Source organism: Streptomyces sp. M41, from assembly GCF_043673425.1.
In the GTDB taxonomy this organism is placed as follows: Bacteria; Actinomycetota; Actinomycetes; order Streptomycetales; family Streptomycetaceae; genus Streptomyces.
Window position 1 is genome coordinate 33,927 of record NZ_JBIMKE010000041.1, and the last position, 21,076, is coordinate 55,002.

A 21,076-nucleotide genomic window follows, 5' to 3' on the forward strand; every position below is an offset into this window, starting at 1 on the left:
TGTGGGCGGCAGCCCGAACTGGTAAACATCGTCGACGTGAGCGGACACGAAGCGGAATCTGTACCAGTTCTGATTGTCGGCGGCTCCCTGGTGGGTCTTTCCACTTCGGTTTTCCTGGGGCGCCTCGGAATTGAGCACATGCTCGTGGAGCGGCATGCCGGGACATCGACGCACCCGCGGGGCCGCGGAAACAATGTGCGCACGATGGAGATCTACCGGACCGCCGGTCTCGAATCGCGTATTCGGGACGCAGCCGGCGTTCTCGCCGAGAACGACGGAATTCTTCAGGTCGACACCCTCACCGGGACACAGCGCCGCTGGATCATCGGGGACATCTCCGGTGGCATGGACGTCTCCCGGGTCAGCTCCTCGGACTGGTGCCTGTGCAGCCAGAACGACCTCGAGCCCGTGCTGCTGAGCTACGCCCGCGAGCAGGGCGCCGACATCCGCTTCGGCTGCGAGATGCTCTCCTTCACCCAGGACGCGGACGGGGTGCGGGCGCGGATCATGCGCCGTGACACCGGTGAGACGTACACCGTGAACGCCGGCTTCCTGGTGGCCGCCGACGGCCCGAGAAGTCCCATCCGCGGTCATCTGGGGATCGGCCAGTCGGGGCCGGGCGAGCTGTTCCACAACGTCAGCGTCACCTTCCGCAGCCGGACCCTGAAGAAGTACGTCGGGGAGAAACGATTCGTCGTCTGCTACGTCACCGACGCCCACGGCGAGGGCGCCCTGCTGCCGGTGGACAACGAGGAGCGCTGGGTGATCCACGTTCCCTGGTATCCCGACCGGAACGAGACCCTGGACGACTTCACCGACGAGCGGCTCGCGGCCCACATCCGTGCCGCGGTCGGGGCGGCCGACATCGACGTCGAGATCACCGGGAAGGCGCCCTGGCACGCCTCGAAGCGGGTCGCCGACGGCTACGGCGAGGGCCGGGTCTTCCTGGCCGGCGACTCGGCCCACGAGATGCCGCCCACCGGCGCCTTCGGCTCCAACACCGGCATCCAGGACGCCCACAACCTGGCCTGGAAGCTGGCCGCGGTGCTGCGCGGCTGGGCCGGCCTGCCGCTGCTCGAGTCCTACGGCGACGAACGACGCCCCGTCGCCCTCGCGACCGGCACCCGCGCCTGCGTCCAGGCAGCCGACGAACAGCACCCGGGCTTCAGCCCCGCCGCCGGACGCAACAACGACCCGGCGGACCTGATGACCGTCGCCCTGTGCTACCGGTACGCGTCCGGCGCCGTGGTGGGCGCCCCGCCCGAGGTGCCGATCGTCCCGGACACCTTCCAGCTGGGCGGCGAGCCGGGCAGCCGCGCCCCGCACATGTGGGTCGTGCGGGACGGCGACCGGATCTCCACCCTGGACCTGTACGAGCGGTCCTTCGTGCTGCTCGCTGGTTCCGGCGGGCAGAAGTGGCGGACCGCGGCGGAGAAGGCGGCCGCCGCCCTGGGCGTCCCGGTCGAGGTGTACCTCGTGGGCACGGGAGCCGACCACGACCTCTCCCCCGAAGCCGACGCCGACTGGGCGGAGCTGCACGGCACGGCCGAGGACGGTGCCGTCCTGGTGCGTCCGGACGGCTTCGTCGCATGGCGGGCGGACGCGGCGATGCCGGACGCCGACCGCGTCCTGACGCAGGTGCTGCGGACCGTGCTGTCCCGGGACTGAACTCCTTGTGCCGTCCGCCGAACCCCGTCGGACTCCGTCGAACCCCCCACCCCGAGGACGTTGTTATGACCCTTGCCGGACGCGTCGACGTCCATCACCACTTCACCTCGCCCGCCTGGCTGGACTGGGCCGAGGAACGAGGCGTGGTCAACCGCGAGAAGCTGCCCTGGTGGACCCGCTGGGACCTGGACACGGCACTGGAGGTCATGGACAAGACGGGCATCGAGACGTCGGTGATGACCGTCGCGATGCTCGGCCGCTTCCATGAGCGCGCCCAGCGGCAGGAGAGCGCACGCGTCGCCCTGCGGGCGGCGGCCGACGTCGTCGAGGCCAGCCCAGGGCGCTTCGCCTTCTTCACCCCCGTGTTCCTCGACGACCTGGAGCTCTCCGAGTGGAGCGTGCGTCACGGTCTCGACGAGCTCGGCGCCATCGGAGTGAGCACCCGCACGAGCGTGGACGGCGCGGTCCTCGGGGACGAGTCGCACGACCGGCTCCTCCAGGAGCTGAACGACCGGTCGGCCGTGATCAGCACGCACCCCATGGAGGTGCCGGCCGGGGGCAAGGACGGGAACGCGGGACTGCCCGGGATGCCGCCCTTCGTGTGCGACTTCCTCATGGACACCACCCGCGCGGCCATCAACCTCATCAGGAACGGCACCCTGGACCGCTATCCCAACCTCAGCTTCATCCTCCCGCACGGGGGCGGCTTCCTGCCCTATATGGCCACCCGGCTGGAGCTCTTCGGCGGGAAGCTCACGCCGGGGATCGAGCCCGGCCGGGTCCGGGACTATCTGCACCGGTTCTACTTCGACACGGCCGGTCCCATGTCCCCCTCGGCCACACCTACCCTGCTGGCCACGGTGGACCCGGGCCGCATCCTGTTCGGCACGGACTGGCCGCCCACCCCGGCGCATGTCATCGCCGACAGCGTGGCACCCGCGCTGGACAGCGATCCCTTCCTGTCGGAGCAGCAACTGCAGGACATCAACCGGGAGAACGCGCTGCGGCTGATGCCGGCGCTCGCCCGCGCCCGCTAGAACGACGCCGACGAGAACGATCGGCGAGCAGAGCCGCGAGAACGACGAAGCCGCCGCCCGCGCTGACCGAGCGCGGGCGGCGGCTTCCGGCTTCTCATGCCTTCGACCTCGGTCCTTCGACCTCAGTCCTTCGACCAGTGGTAGAAGCGCCGCGCCATCGCGTCCTTCGGGCTCCGCCAGGTCTGCGGGTCGTAGGGGCTGACGAACGCTTCGAGCCGTCTGCTGATGTCGACGAACTCGGGGTGTCCGGCCACCTTCGCGATGGCGGGGCCCGGGTCCTGCTCGGCTTCGATGAAGTGCATGTACACATCGCCGAACTGGAAGAGGGAGCGCTGGGTCACACCGACGAGGTGCGGGAGTTCGCCGCGGTCTGAGTCCGCGAAGACGCCGGCGATGTCCTTGGCCGACTGCGGTGCCATCCTGGCGACGATCAGGGCGTGGTGCATGGGATCTCCTCGGGCGACTGGGTCGCTCAGCCGCGGGTGGTGGAGGGGGCCCGCTGCTCGCCCGCGGCCTGCTCGACGCGGTCGCGGATGAGGGCCATCTGGATGGGCGAGTTGCGGTTGATGATGTCCGTCATCCCCGCGTCGTCGACCGGCGCGTCGGGCTTCATGGCGAAGTCCTGCGTCCAGTGCATACGGGTGCCGGCGGGGGTCTCCTCGTACTCCCACACGATGTTCATGTACTCGAAGGGGCCGGTCTCGACGCGCCGGGCCCGGACGACGAGCTTGTCGCGGTCGGCGATCCGCTCCGAGACCCAGCTCCACACCTTGCCGTTCTCGTCGGGGTGCATGGTCAGTCGGAAGGTCACCGTGTCGCCCTCGCGGGAGAGCACCTCGCAGGAGGCGTACTCGCTGAACAGCTGGGGCCACTGCTCCAGGTCGTTCGTCATGTCCCAGACGAGGTCGACGGGTGCGGCGATGGTGATCTCGTTCTCGGTGTGTCCGGCCATGTCAGGCTCCCGTCGTAGATGCGCTGTTGACGAGGTCGAGGAAGGCGCGGGGGCTCTTGCAGCGCTCCGCGTCGGTGGGCAGCGCCCGGCCGTGCCGGTTCTCCAGCTCGCCCACGATGCCGAGCAGGCCGAGCGAGTCCAGCCCGAACTCGGCGAAGGGGGTGTCCGCGCGGGCCTGGAGCTCCTGCGGGTCGACGGTCACCCCGGCGGCCTTCTTCATCAGCGCGGCCAGTTCCTCGACGGTCAGTTCCTTCACTTCGGTGGTCATGTCCGTTCTCCTTGTCGTACCGGGTACGGAGGTCGGTGCCGCCCGGCCGGCGCGCAGCCGGGCGCCGGCCGGGCGGCAGCGTTCTATGCGGCGGTCCCGGGGCCCTTGCGCACGATCAGCGCCGCGTTGGAGCCCATGAGCCCTCGGCTGAGGATCAGGGCGGTGCGCAGCTCGGCCGGGCGGGCCGTGGCGGTCACCAGGTCGAGGTCGTGGCAGACGTCGAAGACGTTCGGCGTCGGCGGGATCTGCCCGTGCTCCATGGCCAGCACGGCGGCCACGATGTCCAGCAGGGGTGCCCCGCAGTAGGACCGTCCGATGCCGGCCTTGGGTGCCGTCACCGGCACCCGGGTGCCGTGCGGGCCGAGGGCGTCGGCGAGGGCGAGGGCCTCGGCGCGGTCCGCCTCGGGTACGCCCATCGCGTCGGCGAAGACCACGTCGATCTCCTCCGGCGCGCAGCCGGCCTCGTCGAGGGCGCCTCGGACGGCCTGCGCGAGCCCCTCCCGCGACCGATCCCAGCGGGAGGCCCCGGTGAAGGTGGCGGCGTGTCCCGCCACGGTCGCCCGTACGGGCGCGGAGCGGCGCTGTGCCCGCTCCAGGTCCTCGACGATGAGGACGGCGCCGCCCTCGGCGGGTACGAAACCGCAGGCCGCGGAGGTGAAGGGGCGATAGGCGCGGGCCGGGTCCGCGACGGTGCTGAGCTCGGGGTAACCGAGCTGGCAGACCCCCGAGTACGGGGCGAGCGGGGCCTCGGCCGCCCCGACGACGACCACGTCCGTGCCCCGGCCGACGGCCCGGGCGGCGTGTGCGACGGCGTCGAGGCCGCCCGCCTCGTCGCTGGCCACCACTGAGCAGGGGCCCTTGAAGCCGCTGCGGATGGATATCTGGCCGGTGCTGGCCGCGTAGAACCAGGCGATGGACTGGTAGGGCCCGACGAACCGGGACCCCTGCCCCCACAGCTTCTGGAGTTCGCGCTGGCCGAACTCGCCGCCGCCGGAACCGGCGGCGGTCACCACACCGACGGAGTACGGCGAGTCGGCGGCCGTGGTGCTCAGCCCCGCGTCCTTGAGGGCGGCGTCGGCGGCGGCCAGCGCGTAGTGGGTGAAGCGGTCGGTCTGGACGAGGAAGGTCTCCTCGATGAGCGCCGACGGGTCGAAGCCCCGGACCTCGCCGGCGACGCGGAGGGGGAGGTGCTCGCAGCCCTCCCTGGTTATTCGGTCCAGTACGCTCGCGCCCTCCTTGACGGACTTCCAGTAGGTGTCCGGGTGCAGGCCGTTGGGCGCGACCACGCCGATGCCGGTGACGGCGGTGGGCCGGGTGCGTATGTCACTTCCACTCATCGTTTCCTCCCAGCCGGTCCCGTCAGGAGGACCGCGGACTGGAACCCGCCGAAGCCGCTGCCCACGGAGAGCACGTTGTCGAGCCTGCGCGGGCGTGCGGTGCGCGGGACGTAGTCCAGATCGCACTCGGGGTCCGGGGTCTCGTAGTTCGCCGTCGGCGGGACGACCTGCCGGGCCAGGGCGAGGACACAGGCGACGACCTCGATGGCGCCGATCGCGCCCAGCGAGTGGCCCACCATGGACTTGATGGAGCTCATGGGCGTGTCGTAGGCGTGGGCACCCAGGGACTTCTTGACCGCGGCGGTCTCGTGACGGTCGTTCTGCCGGGTGCCCGAGCCGTGCGCGTTGACATAGTCGATCTCGGTGGGGTCCACGCGCGCGTGGGCCAGCGTCTCGTCGATGGCCCGGGCCATCTCCAGGCCCTCACTGGTCAGACCGGTCATGTGGTAGGCGTTGCCGAAGGTGGCGTAGCCGCCGATCTCGCAGTAGATGTGCGCGCCGCGCGCCCGGGCGTGCTCCAGTTCCTCCAGGACGAGGACGGCGGCGCCCTCGCCCATGACGAACCCGTCGCGATGGGCGTCGAAGGGGCGGGAGGCGTGCTCCGGGTCGTCGTTGTTGGGCGACGTGGCCTTGATGGCGTCGAAGCAGGCCATGGTGATCGGGGAGATCGGGGAGTCCGAGGCCCCGGCGATGCAGATGTCGGCGCGGCCCTCCTCGATGGTGTGGAAGGCGTAGCCCACCGCATCGAGTCCGGAGGTGCAGCCGGTGGAGACGGTCTGCACCGGGCCCTGGGCGCCGAACCGTTCGGCGACGTCGGCCGCGAGCGTGCTGGGCGAGAAGGCCCGGTGCAACTGCGGCTCGGCGGCGCGGTGGTCGACGTCCCAGCGTGTCCCCCGCTCGCTGACCAGGACGTAGTCGTGCTCCAGGCGGGTGGTGCCGCCCACCGCGCTGCCGAGGGACACGGCCACGCGCCAGGGGTTCTCCGCGCCGAAGTCGACACCGCTGTCGGTCACCGCCTCGGTGGCTGCGGCCTGGGCGAACTGGATGTAGCGGTCGGAGCGTTCGACCAGCTCGGGGTCGAGCCCATGGGCGAGGGGGTCGAAGTCGCACTCGGCGGCGATACGGGACCGCAGTCCCTCGGGGTCGAACAGGGTGATGCCACGCGTCGCGGTACGGCCGCTCGAGAGGAGGTCCCAGAACGCCGGAACCCCGATGCCTCCCGGAGCGACCACGCCTATGCCGGTGACCGCCACCCGCCGGGTCACGAGAGGACTCCGGGTCGCTCGGGCTGCCCGCCCTCCTCCTGGACGACGGGATACGGCTTGATGTCGTCGCTGATCTCCGGGGCCTCGGTGTCGACATGGCCGAGGCTCGGCTTCGGTGCGAGCGGGCCCAGATGGAAGACCATGCGGGCCTCCTCGTCACCGACGTTGCGGAACCGGTGGCGCATGTTCATGGGGATCATGAGGCCCTGGTCGGACCGGAGGGGAACCGCTTCGCCGTCCAGGTCGACCTCCAGCCGGCCTTCGACGACGTACACGAACTCCTCGGAGTACGGGTGGTAGTGCTCGCTGATGCGTTCGCCGGGCCGCATGATGGCCAGGCCCATGAAGCCGCTCGTGGCACCCACCGTGACAGGGGTGAGCAGGGTGCGCAGGTCACCGCCGCGCTTGCGGTTGGGCTCGATCTCTCTCACGTCCACGACGCGCGGGCGCATCTTGTCCATGCTTCTGTCTCCAGGTCGTTCGGTGGGGTGGGGGTCCCTGCGAGGTCAGGACTGCGCAGCCCTGCGGTCGGTGATCAGCCTCATGTCGGCGTGCGTCAGCAGCCGGGTCGCCGCGCGATCGTCCGTGGGCGGTTCGCTCACGCCGAGTGCGGCGCCGTCGAGCAGCCGGGCCAGTACGGCGGCCTTCCTCGGGCCTTGGATGCCGAGCGCCCTGACCGGATCGGTCTCGGGGTCGCCGCACACGTCGATGAGGCGGACGACGATGTTTTCGCGCTGGAAGACCGTGCTGCGGTGCACGGGGCTCGCCGGGTCGGCCGCCGCGGCCTCGTCCTGGCGGGAGAGGAGTTGGGCCAGTGCCATGCCGCAGCCCTCGCGGGCCGGGTAGTACAGGGCGTGGCGGGTGATGCCGTCCGGTTCGGGGCCGCCGCGCGCCACATGGTGGACGGCGGGCATGGCGGCACGGACGAAGAAGGCCCGCGCGGACTCGGGGTCGGTCAGATCCCGGTGCTGCTCCAGGTGCGGGTTGAGGGCCTCCTCGACCGCCCGGATCTCGGGCTGCCGGGAGACATGGCGCAGGGCCGTCGTCAGATCACCCTCGACCTCGACGGTGCGCACGACCCGGTTGCCGTGCATGAAGAGGGTGGTGCGGCGCAGCCGCGTGGAGTCGTCGACGCGGGACTCGGGCGGCGCGTAGCCGGCGAGGATCTCGGCGACCTTGGACTCGGAGCCGGGCTTGACGGTGAAGGTCAGAGCGTGGCGTGTGACGCCGTCGCCGAGGCGTGCGGCCGTCTGGAGTCCGCCGAGGCCCGGGCGGGCGCCGCCGGTCTCGCGGACGATGCCGTACCGCATCGACCGCAGTTCACGGACGCAGTCCTGAAGGGGCTTGACCGTCTCGAGGTGCTCTTCACTGTTCACCCAGGCGAGGTACGGCGGGGCGGTCGCCCATTCGCTCGTGATGAGCCACTGGGACGGGTTCTCCAGGGACTGGCACAGTTGGTCACCGAGGTGACCGGGGACCGACGCGACTCGGTCGCGCATCTGCTCGTACGCGTCGAGGAACTCCTGCTGGGCACCTTCGTGGAGGTCGACCAGGAGGGTGACACGCATCCTGGAGCCGTCGAATGCCGTCTGGGATGTATAGGGCGAAGTGGTCATCCGGCAGACCCTTCCTTCGCGGGAGCAAGCGGCGGCCGTCCGTGTCCCACCAGTGCGAACTCCGGTCGGCCCTGAGCCTTCATCGTGTGTGAGCGGCACGGGGGGCGCGAGCCATGCGGGCCAATTGAGGGAAATGCCCGCTGTCCGCCGACCGGTTCCTTCGCAGGTGCATCCGGATGACGAAGGGCGCGGGGATGTCTGCCGACGCGGCGTCAGCGGTAGGGGTGGGACCGAAGGGGCGGTCGTGGGCGTGCAGTTCGGGGGCCGCCCGGGGACCCCGGGTGGAGGTGCGGTTCAGGCACGCCCGGACACATTGCCGTCCCGCCCCCGGGCTCACCGCCGTCCACTGCAAGTTCCCTCAGCGGCCGGGCGATTGAGCACAGGCGCGAGCCGGGACAGCGCGCACGAGGAGCCGCGGTCCGCGCTCGTCGGGCGAGCTGCGGACCGCGGCTCCTCGCGGTCGGTTCCTTCGATCCTGTGCCTGCGCACCCGAGCCGCCGTACGGCCTTCGGCGGCCGGGCGCGGCGCTCAGGGTGTGGCGGCGGGGAGCCGGGTGGGAACGACCGGCAGCATGATGCCGTCGTCGATCGGCGCGACGTGCGGCACCAGATCGCCGTCCCGGGCCACCTGGAGCAGGTTCGGCAGCGTGTACGGCTCGGCGCCGTCCAGGTCGACCTGGTAGCCCATGTCGCCGAGGCTCGCCGCGGTCATCCGGCTCAGCGGGTTGTCGCGGCCGGAGATGAACGGCGACATGAGCTCGTTGACGAACACCGCCTCACGCCAGTGGCTGTCCCGGGTGCCGGGACCGCCGAAGTTGGCGACCGGTACCCGCTCCGGCGCTTCCTGACCCAGCAGCGCCGCGAACTCGGCCATGGCGCCGGGCCCCGTGAAGAGGGGGTTCGGGCCGCCGGCGCCCTGAAGGAGGCCGAAGAACTTCCACAGGGTGCCGCTGCCCAGCACATGCCCCATCTCGTGCGTGATGACGTCGACGAGGGTGCCGTTCGCCTCCATCGACGCCAGGTCGGCGGTGTCGAACCGCATCAGGCCCTTCGCCGGCAGATGGGCGCCGAACGCGGCGTTCTCGTCACGGAAGTCGGTCGGCCCGGCCATGCCGAGGATGCCGGAGACGCCGTCGATCTCGACGCCCTCCGCCTCGATCAGCAGGTCGTCGATGATGTCGTTGCCGATGAGGGCGGTGTCCAGGTCACCGATGATGACCCGGGCCCAGCGGTCGGCGGCGGCGGCGAAGGCGTCCTCCTGATTCGGGGTCAGCCCGCCGAGGAAGCGGACGTCGATGGTGAACGGTGACGTGGTGTTGGCGATCTCCCTGGCCCGCTCGAAGCTGGCCACGGCCCGGTACGTCTTGAAGGCGCCGGTGGTGACTGTGCCCATGATGGATCTCCTCTGCCTATGGGCCTGTTGGAGTCACCCCAGCTACCTAAACTAGGCCAAATGGGTATTTTATTCTTGTTGGTGAATCAACCATGGCAGACAAAAAACCCCGGCCCACAGGGACCGGGGTGTGCGCGGCGCCCGACCGCCGACATCGCCGGAGCGGGCGGACGGGCGACGACTACTGGGCGAGGTGACGTTCCACGGTCTCCACCTTGGAGGTGAGTCCGTCCGTCACACCGGGCCGGATGTCCGCCTTCAGCACCAGCGAGACACGCGGGGCCCGTTCCTCGACCGCGGCGACGGCGCGCTTGACGACGTCCATGACCTCGTCCCAGCTGTCCCCCTCGATCGAGGTGAACATCGCGTCGGTGCGGTGGGGCAGACCCGACTCCCGGACGACCCGCACGGCGTCGGCGACGTACTCCCCCACGTCCTCGCCGACGCCGAGCGGAGTCACGGAGAACGCGACGATCATGCGCCCACGACCCCTTCCTTACGGGCGCGGGAGGCGATGACCGCGTCCTCGGCCTCGCGCCTGAGCTTGCGGTCGGCGAAGAAGCCGCCGGCCGGCAGGACCGAGAGGACGAAGTAGAGCGCGGCGGTCTTCAGCGGCCACTTGGCGCGGTTCCAGGCGTCCGCCCAGAAGATCACGTACAGAACGAAGAGGACGCCGTGGACGGCACCCATCACGGGCACCGCGTTGAACTCGGTGGTCCGCTTCAGCACCGAGCAGACGAGCAGGATCAGGAACGACACCGCCTCGGGGGCCGAGACGAGACGGAGGCGGCGGAGGGCGGTGGCGGTCTTGATGTCCACGGGTCACCTTCGATGGGTTCGGTGGGAGAGAACGTCGGTCGGCTCGGATCAGCTTGTGAACGCAAGCACAAACGCTCGCCCATTGTGGCAAACCCGCCGGGCCCCTCGGGCCGGGGGGTCGGGATCGCGGACCGAGGGGTGACGGCACGGCCGGGGACGAGGGAGACTGATCGCGGTCATCCGAGGGGTTCGCATGCAGTTCGTCTTCTTCATGACCCTGCCGGGGCTCGTGGTGCTTCTCACCCTGCTCGCCTTCATCGATCAGCTGCTGATGCGGGCCGGCCGGGCCGGGCGGCTGCCCTGGCGGAACGCCGCGCGGCAGGGGCAGATCTCCGCGACCGGCTTCGAGCAGCTGCACGCTTCCTTCTCGCCGGGCAAGCAGAGCGAGCTCGAGGAGCGGCGCAGCGCTCTGGTGATGCGGGACGACGAGCAGGACGGGGCGCCACCGAGGTCGACAGTCGACCTGGACAGCGGGAAGGCGGTCGTCCGGCTGCGGCCCGAACGGGACCCCTCAGGGTGTCGTCAGGGGTGAAGTACGCCCACAGGATCTGTTGGCGGCAGCCACCTGCGGCTACCTTCGCTGCGTGGCGATGTTCCGACTTCAGGGCAGCAAGGTGCTCGCCGTCGACATGACCGGGGACGCCGTGAAGGCGAAGAACGGCTCGATGGTCGCGTACGACGGGCAGATGGCCTTCAAGAAGATGAGCGGCGGCGGTGAGGGCATCCGGGGCATGGTGACCCGGCGCCTGACCGGTGAGCAGATGACGGTGATGGAGGTGAAGGGGCACGGGACGTGCTGGTTCGCGGACCGCGCGTCCGAGATCAGCCTCGTCGGCCTCCAGGGCGACAAGCTGTACGTCGAGTCGAGCAATCTGCTCGCGACCGACGCGGGGCTGCGCACCGGCACGTCCTTCACGGGCCTGCGCGGCGCCTCGCAGGGCAACGGGCTGTTCACGACGACCGTCGAGGGGCACGGACAGGCGGCGATCATGTCGGACGGGCCGGCCGTGGTCCTGCGGGTCAGCGCGCAGTACCCGCTGACCGTCGACCCCGGGGCCTACGTGGCCCACCAGGGGAATCTGCGGCAGTCGTTCCAGTCCGGCGTGACGTTCCGCACATTCATGGGCGAGGGCGGTGGCGAGGCCTTCCAGATCCGGTTCGAGGGGGACGGGCTGGTGTACGTACAGCCGAGCGAGCGGAACACGATCGCGGGGGACGTCTGAGATGGCCTTCCGTGAGATCAACTCCAGGATGGTCGAGGCGACGGTCGCGCCCGGCCAGAAGCTGTTCAGCCAGCGCGGCGCGATGCTCGCCTACCAGGGCGAGGTGTCCTTCACCCCGAACATGACAGGCGGCCAGGGCGGCGTCATGTCGATGATCGGGCGCCGCGTGGCGAACGAGGACACCCCGCTGATGAGCGTCGAGGGCAGCGGCACCGTGCTGTTCGGGCACGGCGGCCATCACATCCAGCTGATCCACCTCTCCGGTGACACCCTGTGCGTCGAGGCGGACCGCCTCCTCGCCTTCGAGGGCACCCTCCAGCAGGGCACGATGTTCCTCGGCTCGCAGGGCGGGGTCATGGGCATGGTGCGGGGCCAGATCAGCGGGCAGGGCCTGTTCACCACGACCCTCAAGGGGCACGGCGCCGTGGCGGTCATGGCGCACGGCGGCGTCTTCGAGATCCCGATCACCCCGCAGCGGCCCGTCCACGTCGACCCCCAGGCCTACGTCGCCCACCACGGCGACGTGCGCAACAAGCTGTCCACCGCGCTCGGCTGGCGCGACATGGTGGGCAGGGGCTCCGGCGAGGCCTTCCAGCTGGAGCTCAGCGGCAACGGTGCGGTGTACGTCCAGGCGTCGGAGGAGAAGCTGTGAGCCACTACCCGGGCGCGGGTCCCACCGTGTACGACCCCATGACGCTGCCCTGCGACGACAACGTCAACGCCTACACCTTCTGCGTGGAGCTCAAGGGAACCGAGTGGTTCCTCCAGAAGGGGAAGATGATCGCCTACTACGGCTCGATGGAGTTCAACGGCGTCGGGCACGGCCGACTCGACCGACTGGTCCGTACGTCCTTCCATTCGCCTCTGCACGCGAGCGACTGGGTCGTGGCGGCGGGCTCGGGCAAGATGCTGCTGGCCGACCGCGCTTTCGACGTGAACTCGTACGACCTCGAAGACGGCAATCTGACCATTCGCTCGGGCAACCTGCTCGCTTTTCAGCCAAGTCTCGCCCTCAAGCAATCGATCGTGCCGGGTTTTCTGACACTCATCGGAACCGGAAAGTTCGTGGCCGCATCTAACGGTCCGGTGGTGTTCATGGAACCCCCGATCCGGGTGGACCCGCAGGCACTCGTCGGCTGGGCCGACTGCCCGTCGCCGTGCCACCACTACGACCATGGCTACATGACCGGCGTAATGGGCGGTCTACGTGCACTGACGGGCCTCGGAGGGGCCTCCGGGGAGGAGCATCAGTTCGAGTTCGTCGGAGCCGGCACCGTGCTGCTCCAGTCGTCCGAGACCCTCATGGCCGAGCACGCCACAGGGGCGGTTCCGCCGGAGGCCGGAGTGCCCGGCGGCGGGACGCACACAGGCTCTTCACAACAGGCCGGGGCACCGCGCCTTCCCGGACAGCTGGGAGACCTCCAGCGTCGCTTCGGGCTGTGAGCGGTAGTCTGCGGAGTGTGACATCGAACGTGTGCGCACACTGTCCTGTCACAGAAAACCCCTCACTAGTTCGCCTTTCAACATTTTAGGTAGACTTCATTCATGGAGACCGAGACGGCCACCCGCTGGCTGACCGATGCGGAGCAGTGCGCCTGGCGCACCCACCTGGAGGTCAACAGGCTGTTGACGTACCAGCTCGAAAAAGACCTGCAGCCGTTCGGCCTGACAATGAACGACTACGAGATCCTGGTGAATCTCTCCGAGTCGGAGGACGTACGGATGCGGATGAGCGACCTCGCGTCCGCCACCCTTCAGTCCAAGAGCCGGCTCTCCCACCAGATCACCCGGATGGAGAACGCGAACCTGGTCCGGCGCGAGAACTGCGAGTCCGACCGCCGTGGTCTCTACGCCGTACTCACCGATCACGGCATGGAGACGATGCAGAAGGTCGCGCCCTACCACGTGGCGTCGGTGCGCAGGCACTTCATCGATCTGCTGTCCCCCGACTCCCTGACCGAGCTCGACAAGGCCCTCAAGCCGATCGCGGAACACCTGCGCGGTCAGCGCGGGCGTCCGTGACCCGGGCGGCCCCGGTGCCTCCCGGCACTCACTGAACCGACGGCAGGCGGAGTTCGAACAGGGCTCCGCCCGTCGGCGCCCGGCCCACGGTGAGCGTGCCGCCGTGCCGTACGGCGACGTCGCGGGCGATGGCCAGGCCCAGCCCGGCACCGCCGTCGTCGCGGCTGCGGGCCTCGTCCAGCCGGACGAACCGCTCGAAGATCCGCTCCCGGTCGGCCTCCGCCACGCCGTCCCCGTCGTCGGCGACGGCCACCACCGCCCAGTCCCCCTGCCGGCCGACGGTCACGGTGACCTCGGAGCGGGCATGCCGCTGGGCGTTGTCCAGCAGGTTGACGAGCACTCGCCCCACCTGCCCCCGCGACCCGGCCACCTGGACGTCCTGCGCCTGGACCGTCACCCCGGTCCGCCCCTCCGCCTCCCGGCGGGCCAGCGCACCGAGGTCGAACCGTGTGTCCCCGGGCCGCTCCCCCGCGTCCAGCCGGGCGAGCAGCAGCAGGTCGGCGGCCAGATCCTGCAGCCGTACGGTGTCCTGCACCGCGCCGTCCAGGTCCAGCAGCTCGGGGTGCGCGGTGCCCACTTCGAGCTGGGTGCGCAGGGAGGCGATGGGGCTGCGCAGTTCGTGGGAGGCGTCGGCGACGAAACGGCGCTGGCGTTCCACGGAGGTCTGGAGCGCGGCCAGCGTCTCGTTGGTGGTCAGGGCGAGCCGGGCGACCTCGTCGTGCGTGTCCGGCACCGGTACGCGACGCGCGAGGTCCTCGGACGCCGTGATCGCGGCCATCTCGCTGCGGATGCCCTCCACCGGGCGCAGCGCGCGCCGGGTGACCAGCCAGGTGACACCGGCGACGACGCCGAGCAGCAGCGGGAAGCCGATCAGCATGACGGTCAGCGCGGTGCGGACGGCGCTCTGTTCCGCGGAGAGCGGCGCCCCCGCGTACACGGTGAGGGTGCCCCTGCCCTCGACCTCGACATGGACGGCCGCGAAGCGGTAGTCGTCCGTCTCGCCGTCGAGGGTGGCGGTGCCGTCGGTGAAGGTGGTGTGGTCGCTGATCTCGCCCGGTTCGAGGGAGGGGGCGGAGTCGTCGTCCGGGTCGTCCCCGTCGTCGGAGGCGGCGGTGTCCGTGTCGCCGTCGGTGTCGTCCGCTTCGTCGTCGTTGCCGCTGCTGCTGCCGTTGCCGTTGTGGCCGTCGTCCGCGTTGCCGGGGGTCTTGGCGCCGGCGGTGGCCGGGGGCGACGGCTGCCGCTGCGGCTGCACCTCGCCGGTGCCCGTGCCGCTGATCCGCTCCAGGTCCTCGACGGCCGCGATCAGTTTCTTGTTCTCGTCGACGACCTGGACCGGATCGTCGTTGTCCACCGACAGCGGCTTGTTCGGCGGTGTGATGGCGATGTCGGTGGCCACGGCCCGCGCGGTGCGCTCGGCGTCCGTACCGGCCTGCCCGATCAGATTGGACCGCAGCGACAGCAGTACGGCGGCGCCGGCCACGACCAGCGCCAGGGCGACCACCAGCGTCGCGGCCAGGGTCGCCCGGGAGCGGACCGAGCCGAGGAGCCGGCCGCTCATGGCGAGACCTCCAGCCGGTACCCGGCGCCCCGGACCGTCCGGATGAGCCCGGCGCGCAGCTTGCGGCGCAGGGTGCTGACGTACACCTCGACGATGTTCGGATCGCCCTCGTACGCGAAGTCCCAGACGTGCTCCAGGATCTCGGACTTGGACACCACCTCGCCGGCCCGCAGCACGAACTGCTCCAGGACCGCGAACTCCTTGGCGGTGAGGGTCACTTCGTCGTCGGCGAGGAAGACGCGGCGGGCCGCGGTGTCGACCTTGAGATCGCCGTGGACGTGCACGGGCGAGGCACCCGTGCCCTGTCCGCCGCGCCGCAGCAGCGCCTTCACCCGGGCGACGAGGACGACATAGGAGAACGGCTTGGTGAGGTAGTCGTCGGCGCCGGTGTCCAGCCCCTCGGCCTCGTCGTACTCGCCGTCCTTGGCGGTGAGCATCAGGATCGGCACGTCGTGGCCCGCGGCGCGCAGGGCGGCGCAGACGCGGTAGCCGTTCATACCGGGCAGCATGATGTCGAGGATCACCAGGTCGTACGACCCCTGAGAGGCCCGGTACAGCCCCTCCCGGCCGTCGTGGACGACGTCCACGGCGTACCCCTCGGCGGTCAGCCCCTTGGCGAGCGACAGGGCCAGCCGCTTCTCGTCCTCCACGATCAGCATGCGCATGCGTACAGCGTGGCAAAGCGAAGCTGAAGATTTCTTCAGGGGGCTTCAGGTTCCTCTCAGCGTCGGTTCGGCAGATTGGTTCTCGTCGAAACGAAGTGACACGGAACGACATGAAGCAACACGGGTCCATGTGGACCGCAACGACCTGGGAGGGAACCCCATGAAGCGCAACATCGTCATCGCCACCGTCACCGCCGCGGCCCTGGTCGGCGGTGGCACCGTCGCGGCCTACGCGTCCGGCGACGGCGACAGCGCCCCCACGCAGCGCCAGTCCAACGTAAGGATCGCGGACGACCAGGACGACAAGGCGGACGACACCTCGGACGACACCGCCGAGGAGCGGGCGCAGGACCGGGCCGAGGACCGGGCGGACGCCGCCGAGGGCGACCGGGACGACGACGCCGCCGAGACCGGCGCGCGGTCCGGCACCGCGAAGGTCGGCGCCGCCGACGCCGTCGCCGCCGCGCTGAAGCACACCCCGGGCACGGCCGTCGCCGCCGAACTGGACGACGACGGTGCGAACGTCTGGGAGGTGAACGTCGTCAAGGGCGACGGCGCCGAGTACGACGTCCGGGTCGCGGCGGACAACGGCAAGGTCCTCGGCGCCCAGCGCGACGACGACGGTGACGACGGCCGCGAGGACCTGGCCGCGCTGAAGGGCGCGGACGTGGACGCCCGTGCCGCCGCCGAGGCCCCGGGGGCGAAGGGCACCGTCACCGACGTGGACCTCGACGACGACGGCCCGGCGGCCTGGAGCGTGGAGACCACCAAGGGCGAGTGGAAGGTCGACCTGAAGACCGGCAAGGTCACCCAGGACCACGACGACCAGGACGGTCAGGACGACAGCGACGGCGACGACGACTGACGTCGCTCCGCGACCGCGGCACCCCCGTCCCCCACTCCCCCAGGGGCGCCCCCGTCACGGGTGGCGCCCCTCGCCGCTGCCACCGCGGCGAGCAGCGTCACCGCGGCGACCGCCGCGAAGCACCAACCCGTGGCCAGCGGCCCGATCAGGAGCCCGGCGAGGGCGGCGCCGGCCGTGCCGCCCGCGTTGACGGCCGTGTTGACCCAGGCACCGGCCCGCACTCGGGCCTCGGGCGAGGCGGTCTCGTCCGCGATGAGATACGCCGTGGTGATGGCCGGCGCCACGAAGAACCCGGTGACCGCCATGGCCGCCGTCAGCGTGCCGAGCCCGGGAGCGAGCGCGGCGCCGAGCAGCGCCGGCCCCAGGCCCGCCACCAGCAGCGGCAGCCGTACGCGGGCCGGGGTGCGCCAGGCGACCGCCCCGTTGAGCAGACCGCCGACGGCGCTTCCGGCCGACAGGGCGGCGAGCACCCAGGCCGCGCTGTCGCCGCCGTGGCCGTGTCCCTCGGCGAACGCCACGACGAGCAGCTCCGCCACGCCGAGGGCGAGTCCGACGCCCGCGGCGGCGATCACGGGCCGCCGGATCCCGCGCAGCACCGGACGCCGGCCCGTGCCGCCCGGCTTCGCCGCCCCGTCACCGGGCCGTACGTCCCGCACCGCGGGCGACGACACGAACGCGGCCGTGCCGAAGGCGATCAGCGCCGCTCCGACCAGGATCCCGAAGGCGGGCGGCGCGAAGCCGACGATCACGCCGACCAGCAACGGGCCCGAGACGAACAGCAGTTCCTCGGCGACGCCGTCCAGGCTGTAGGCCCGCTGCACCAGCGCCCGCTCGGGTGCGAGCCGGGCCCACACGGCCCGCATGGTCGGCCCCAGCGGTGGGGTGCAGGCCCCAGCGGCGGCGGTCACGGCGCCCAGGACGAGCGGGGAGGCGGCACCCGGGCGCCAGACGATCACCGTCAGCAGCCCGAGCAGCGCGGTGTACACCGCGGCCATGGGGAGGAGCGCCCGGCGCGGCCCGTGCCGGTCGATGAGGGTCGCCCGCGCGGGCGACAGAAAGACGCTGGTCGCCGAGAACAGCGCCATCACGACACCGGCGACCGCGTACGACCCGGAGGCCCGGGCCACGGCGAGCAGCACGGACAGCGGAACGATCCCGTACGACAGCCTGCCGGTCAGCGCGGCGGCGAAGGTGCGGCGGGCATGGGGCAGGCACAGCACTTGTGCATAGGACGCAGACATGGTGGGTTCCTCGAAGGAGGCGAGAAAAAGGGGGACACCGAGGAGCCACGGGAGCCGGGGGCTCGGACCGTGGCTCGGTGTGCGCCCTACGCCAAGGAGAGGAACATGTCGATCAACGTATCAGCGGCCGCGCGGAGTTGACCAGACTTCAGGTCTGTGTCAGCCCCGCCACCAGTTCGTCCGCCGCGCGGTACGGGTCCAGCTCGCCGGCGACGATCTTCTCCGCGAGAGCGCCGAGGCGGCGGTCGCCGTGCAGGTCGGCGATGCGTTCGCGCAGGGCGGTGACGGCGATGGTCTCCACCTCGCGGGCGGCACGGGCGCGGCGGCGTTCGGCCAGGACTCCGCGCTCCTCCATCCAGGCCCGGTGCTTCTCCAGGGCTTCCAGCACCTCGTCGACGCCTTCGCCGCGTGCGGCGACCGTCTTGACGATGGGCGGGCGCCAGTCGCCGGGGCCGCGGGACTCGCCGAGGCCGAGCATGTGGTTGAGCTCGCGGGCGGTGGCGTCGGCGCCGTCGCGGTCGGCCTTGTTGACGACGTACAGGTCGCCGATCTCCAGGATGCCCGCCTTGGCGGCCTGGATGCCGTCGCCCATGCCCGGGGCGAGGAGCACGACGGAGGTGTCGGCCTGGGAGGCAATCTCGACCTCCGACTGGCCGACGCCGACCGTCTCCACCAGGATCACGTCGCAGCCGGCCGCGTCCAGGACGCGGATCGCCTGCGGGGCGGCCCAGGCGAGGCCGCCGAGGTGGCCGCGGGTCGCCATCGAACGGATGTAGACGCCGGGGTCGGAGGCGTGATCCGACATCCGGACCCGGTCACCGAGCAGCGCGCCGCCCGAGAAGGGCGAGGACGGGTCGACGGCCAGGACGCCGACCCGTCTGCCCTGCTTGCGGTAGGCCGTCACCAGGGCGGACGTGGAGGTCGACTTGCCCACGCCCGGCGATCCGGTCAGGCCCACGACATAGGCGTTGCCCGTCAGCGGGGCCAGCGCCGCCATGACCTCCCGCAGCTGCGGGGACGCCCCCTCCACCAGGGAGATCAGCCGGGCCACGGCCCGCGGCCGGCCTTCCCTGGCCTGGGCCACCAGGGTGGAGACGTCCTGCATCACAGCTCCGTTCACAAAAGAGGTCTTACCAACGAGAACTAGGCCTTGGGTACCCGCACGATCAGCGCGTCACCCTGGCCACCGCCACCGCACAGCGCGGCCGCGCCGACGCCGCCGCCACGCCGCTTCAGCTCCAGGGCGAGGTGCAGGACGAGACGCGCACCCGACATACCGATCGGGTGACCCAGGGCGATGGCTCCGCCGTTGACGTTCACCTTTTCCGTGGACACCCCGAGGTCCTTCATTGACTGCACGGCCACGGCGGCGAAGGCCTCGTTGATCTCGATCAGGTCGAGGTCGGAGACCTCCAGGCCCTCCTTCTTCAGGGCGTGCAGGATGGCGTTGGACGGCTGGGACTGCAGCGAGTTGTCCGGGCCCGCCACATTGCCGTGCGCGCCGATCTCGGCGATCCAGTCGAGGCCGAGCTCCTGCGCCTTGGCCTTGCTCATGACGACCACGGCCGCGGCGCCGTCCGAGATCTGCGACGCGGACCCGGCCGTGATCGTGCCCTCCTTTGAGAAGGCGGGGCGCAGCTTGCCCAGCGACTCGGCGGTCGTGTCCCCGCGGATGCCCTCGTCCTTGCTGAAGAGGACCGGGTCGCCCTTGCGCTGCGGGATCTCGACCGGGGTGATCTCGGCCTCGAAGATGCCGTTCTTCTGGGCGGCGGCGGCGCGCTGGTGGGACTGGGCGGCGATCTCGTCCTGCTCGGGGCGCCGGATGCCGAGGCGGGTGTTGTGCTTCTCCGTGGACTCGCCCATCGCGACGCCCTCGAAGGAGTCGGTCAGACCGTCGTACGCCATGGCGTCGATCATCTGCACCGCGCCGTACTTGAAGCCCTCGCGGGACTTCGGCAGCAGATGGGGGGCGTTGGTCATGGACTCCTGGCCGCCCGCGACGATCACGTCGAACTCGCCGGCGCGGATCAGCTGGTCCGCGAGCGCGATCGCGTCGAGGCCGGAGAGACAGACCTTGTTGATGGTCAGCGCCGGGACGTTCATGGGAATGCCGGCCTTGACCGCGGCCTGGCGCGCCGGGATCTGCCCCGCCCCGGCCTGGAGCACCTGGCCCATGATCACGTACTGCACCTGGTCGCCGCCGATCCCCGCACGGTCGAGGGCGGCCTTGATCGCGAAGCCGCCGAGGTCGGCTCCGGAGAAGGATTTCAGCGAGCCCAGCAGCCGTCCCATCGGGGTGCGGGCACCCGCGACGATGACGGAGGTCGTGCCGTTTCCAGAAGACATGAGGTGCGATCCCCTTCCAGCCTGCACGGCCGAGGAGTGAACGAGGGTTTACTTCGAATGTACTGAGTGGCACTCCGTGCCGTCACCGGGCCGTCGGTGTGATCGCGCGCACGTTGCGTAACCATCTCCGGGGCGCTCCACTGATTCCATGCTGACGCGAATCGACCACATCGGAATCGCTTGTTTCGATCTCGACAAGACCGTCGAGTTCTACCGGGCCACTTACGGCTTCGAAGTCTTCCACTCCGAGGTCAACGAGGAGCAGGGCGTCCGCGAGGCCATGCTCAAGATCAACGACACCTCGGACGGCGGCGCCTCCTACCTGCAGCTTCTCGAGCCCACCCGCCCGGACTCCACCGTCGCGAAATGGCTCGACAAGAACGGCGAGGGCGTCCACCACATCGCTTTCGGTACGGCAGATGTCGACGCGGACGCGGACGACATCCGCTCCAAGGGCGTACGAGTGCTGTACGAAGAGCCCCGGCGCGGCTCCATGGGGTCACGAATCACCTTCCTGCACCCCAAGGATTGTCACGGCGTACTGACAGAACTGGTCACTTCGGCGCCTGTTGAGTCACCTGAGCACTGACCCTCGTACATATGGGCCGGTAGGGTTGGGGGCGGTCGCCGCTCACTCCAGGGTGACCCGGCCCCTCCGCCGCGCGGGGGGACCGTCCGGGGTCCGGGTTTCGGGGGACGAGGGTCGGGGCGACAGCCCGTGCTCCGCCGTTGATCTGACACCATTCCCCGGGGGCCCCGTTCGGCGGATGGACGGTGCCCGTATGGAGAGACTTGCGACCAG

Annotated in this window: 24 protein-coding genes; 9 read left to right on the forward strand and 15 right to left on the reverse strand. The window is 70.6% G+C overall.

All coding sequences use genetic code 11. The features are described 5' to 3' along the window. Nucleotides 1-36: 36 nt before the first annotated feature. Together ACHBTE_RS33005 and ACHBTE_RS33010 are read left to right on the forward strand one after the other, a co-directional pair. On the forward strand, nucleotides 37-1,668 hold the full coding sequence (locus tag ACHBTE_RS33005; RefSeq protein WP_394728912.1) for an FAD-dependent oxidoreductase: 1,632 nt from the start codon (nucleotides 37-39) through the stop codon (nucleotides 1,666-1,668). A gap of 65 nt (nucleotides 1,669-1,733) precedes the next feature. Continuing rightward, nucleotides 1,734-2,705 (forward strand): amidohydrolase family protein, encoded by a 972-nt coding sequence (locus tag ACHBTE_RS33010; RefSeq protein WP_394728914.1) that lies wholly within the window; start codon nucleotides 1,734-1,736, stop codon nucleotides 2,703-2,705. 122 nt (nucleotides 2,706-2,827) lie between these two features. Here the strand turns inward: ACHBTE_RS33010 and ACHBTE_RS33015 are convergent, their stop codons facing one another. The 10 genes from ACHBTE_RS33015 to ACHBTE_RS33060 form a co-directional block, all read right to left on the reverse strand. Next, nucleotides 2,828-3,151 carry a TcmI family type II polyketide cyclase gene (locus tag ACHBTE_RS33015; RefSeq protein ID WP_394728916.1) on the reverse strand — a complete coding sequence of 108 codons (324 nt, stop codon included), beginning with the start codon at nucleotides 3,149-3,151 and terminating at the stop codon, nucleotides 2,828-2,830. Nucleotides 3,152-3,177: 26 nt separating this feature from the next. After that, nucleotides 3,178-3,657, reverse strand: a complete 480-nt coding sequence (locus ACHBTE_RS33020; RefSeq protein WP_394728918.1) for an SRPBCC family protein — start codon at nucleotides 3,655-3,657, stop codon at nucleotides 3,178-3,180. Nucleotide 3,658: 1 nt separating this feature from the next. Next, entirely contained in the window at nucleotides 3,659-3,925 is a 267-nt protein-coding gene (locus ACHBTE_RS33025) for an acyl carrier protein (RefSeq protein WP_394728920.1), read from the reverse strand. Between the two features lie 83 nt (nucleotides 3,926-4,008). After that, the gene (locus tag ACHBTE_RS33030) at nucleotides 4,009-5,262 is read right to left on the reverse strand and encodes a ketosynthase chain-length factor (protein ID WP_394728922.1); all 1,254 of its coding nucleotides are present in this window, start codon (nucleotides 5,260-5,262) and stop codon (nucleotides 4,009-4,011) included. Then, entirely contained in the window at nucleotides 5,259-6,527 is a 1,269-nt protein-coding gene (locus ACHBTE_RS33035) for a beta-ketoacyl-[acyl-carrier-protein] synthase family protein (RefSeq protein WP_394728924.1), read from the reverse strand. The genes ACHBTE_RS33030 and ACHBTE_RS33035 overlap by 4 nt, the downstream gene beginning before the upstream one ends. Beyond that, nucleotides 6,524-6,988: a cupin domain-containing protein gene (locus ACHBTE_RS33040; protein ID WP_394728926.1), complete on the reverse strand. Its 465-nt coding sequence runs from the start codon at nucleotides 6,986-6,988 to the stop codon at nucleotides 6,524-6,526. Before ACHBTE_RS33040 ends, ACHBTE_RS33035 begins: the two co-directional genes overlap by 4 nt. Before the next feature lie 45 nt (nucleotides 6,989-7,033). Then, nucleotides 7,034-8,143, reverse strand: coding sequence for a SchA/CurD-like domain-containing protein (locus ACHBTE_RS33045; RefSeq protein WP_394728928.1), 1,110 nt, complete (start codon nucleotides 8,141-8,143; stop codon nucleotides 7,034-7,036). Between the two features lie 528 nt (nucleotides 8,144-8,671). Next, nucleotides 8,672-9,535, reverse strand: a complete 864-nt coding sequence (locus ACHBTE_RS33050) for a leishmanolysin-related zinc metalloendopeptidase (RefSeq protein ID WP_394728930.1) — start codon at nucleotides 9,533-9,535, stop codon at nucleotides 8,672-8,674. Between the two features lie 181 nt (nucleotides 9,536-9,716). After that, nucleotides 9,717-10,013 (reverse strand): MTH1187 family thiamine-binding protein, encoded by a 297-nt coding sequence (locus ACHBTE_RS33055; RefSeq protein WP_394728932.1) that lies wholly within the window; start codon nucleotides 10,011-10,013, stop codon nucleotides 9,717-9,719. Beyond that, the gene (locus ACHBTE_RS33060) at nucleotides 10,010-10,354 is read right to left on the reverse strand and encodes a DUF3817 domain-containing protein (protein WP_394728934.1); all 345 of its coding nucleotides are present in this window, start codon (nucleotides 10,352-10,354) and stop codon (nucleotides 10,010-10,012) included. Before ACHBTE_RS33060 ends, ACHBTE_RS33055 begins: the two co-directional genes overlap by 4 nt. A 193-nt stretch (nucleotides 10,355-10,547) precedes the next feature. Here ACHBTE_RS33060 and ACHBTE_RS33065 point away from each other — a divergent pair, with 193 nt between their 5' ends. The 5 genes from ACHBTE_RS33065 (at nucleotide 10,548) to ACHBTE_RS33085 (ending at nucleotide 13,599) form a co-directional block, all read left to right on the forward strand. Beyond that, nucleotides 10,548-10,886 (forward strand): DUF6191 domain-containing protein, encoded by a 339-nt coding sequence (locus ACHBTE_RS33065; protein ID WP_394728936.1) that lies wholly within the window; start codon nucleotides 10,548-10,550, stop codon nucleotides 10,884-10,886. Between the two features lie 58 nt (nucleotides 10,887-10,944). Then, a complete protein-coding gene (locus ACHBTE_RS33070) occupies nucleotides 10,945-11,577 on the forward strand; it encodes an AIM24 family protein (protein WP_394728971.1) in 633 nt (210 codons plus the stop codon). 1 nt (nucleotide 11,578) lies between these two features. Beyond that, nucleotides 11,579-12,229, forward strand: a complete 651-nt coding sequence (locus ACHBTE_RS33075; RefSeq protein WP_394728938.1) for an AIM24 family protein — start codon at nucleotides 11,579-11,581, stop codon at nucleotides 12,227-12,229. After that, a complete protein-coding gene (locus ACHBTE_RS33080) occupies nucleotides 12,226-13,020 on the forward strand; it encodes an AIM24 family protein (protein WP_394728940.1) in 795 nt (264 codons plus the stop codon). The genes ACHBTE_RS33075 and ACHBTE_RS33080 overlap by 4 nt, the downstream gene beginning before the upstream one ends. A 102-nt stretch (nucleotides 13,021-13,122) precedes the next feature. Continuing rightward, nucleotides 13,123-13,599: a MarR family winged helix-turn-helix transcriptional regulator gene (locus ACHBTE_RS33085; protein WP_394728942.1), complete on the forward strand. Its 477-nt coding sequence runs from the start codon at nucleotides 13,123-13,125 to the stop codon at nucleotides 13,597-13,599. A 28-nt stretch (nucleotides 13,600-13,627) separates the two neighbouring features. Here the strand turns inward: ACHBTE_RS33085 and ACHBTE_RS33090 are convergent, their stop codons facing one another. Next, complete coding sequence (locus ACHBTE_RS33090; protein ID WP_394728944.1) at nucleotides 13,628-15,157, reverse strand: sensor histidine kinase; 1,530 nt, start codon at nucleotides 15,155-15,157, stop codon at nucleotides 13,628-13,630. Then, the gene (locus tag ACHBTE_RS33095; protein WP_394728946.1) at nucleotides 15,154-15,822 is read right to left on the reverse strand and encodes a response regulator transcription factor; all 669 of its coding nucleotides are present in this window, start codon (nucleotides 15,820-15,822) and stop codon (nucleotides 15,154-15,156) included. The genes ACHBTE_RS33090 and ACHBTE_RS33095 overlap by 4 nt, the downstream gene beginning before the upstream one ends. 160 nt (nucleotides 15,823-15,982) lie before the next feature. Here ACHBTE_RS33095 and ACHBTE_RS33100 point away from each other — a divergent pair, with 160 nt between their 5' ends. Continuing rightward, complete coding sequence (locus ACHBTE_RS33100; protein WP_394728948.1) at nucleotides 15,983-16,687, forward strand: PepSY domain-containing protein; 705 nt, start codon at nucleotides 15,983-15,985, stop codon at nucleotides 16,685-16,687. On the opposite strand, the gene ACHBTE_RS33105 is transcribed toward ACHBTE_RS33100, so the two are convergent. The 3 genes from ACHBTE_RS33105 to ACHBTE_RS33115 form a co-directional block, all read right to left on the reverse strand. Further along, the gene (locus ACHBTE_RS33105) at nucleotides 16,657-17,928 is read right to left on the reverse strand and encodes an MFS transporter (protein WP_394728950.1); all 1,272 of its coding nucleotides are present in this window, start codon (nucleotides 17,926-17,928) and stop codon (nucleotides 16,657-16,659) included. The two genes, ACHBTE_RS33100 and ACHBTE_RS33105, sit on opposite strands and share 31 nt — an antisense overlap. 148 nt (nucleotides 17,929-18,076) lie before the next feature. Next, on the reverse strand, nucleotides 18,077-19,033 hold the full coding sequence (gene meaB, locus ACHBTE_RS33110; protein ID WP_394728952.1) for a methylmalonyl Co-A mutase-associated GTPase MeaB: 957 nt from the start codon (nucleotides 19,031-19,033) through the stop codon (nucleotides 18,077-18,079). A 38-nt stretch (nucleotides 19,034-19,071) separates the two neighbouring features. Next, complete coding sequence (locus tag ACHBTE_RS33115; protein ID WP_394728954.1) at nucleotides 19,072-20,274, reverse strand: acetyl-CoA C-acetyltransferase; 1,203 nt, start codon at nucleotides 20,272-20,274, stop codon at nucleotides 19,072-19,074. A gap of 148 nt (nucleotides 20,275-20,422) precedes the next feature. Here ACHBTE_RS33115 and mce point away from each other — a divergent pair, with 148 nt between their 5' ends. Then, nucleotides 20,423-20,863, forward strand: coding sequence for a methylmalonyl-CoA epimerase (gene mce, locus ACHBTE_RS33120; RefSeq protein ID WP_380844526.1), 441 nt, complete (start codon nucleotides 20,423-20,425; stop codon nucleotides 20,861-20,863). The last annotated feature ends 213 nt before the right edge of the window (nucleotides 20,864-21,076 follow it).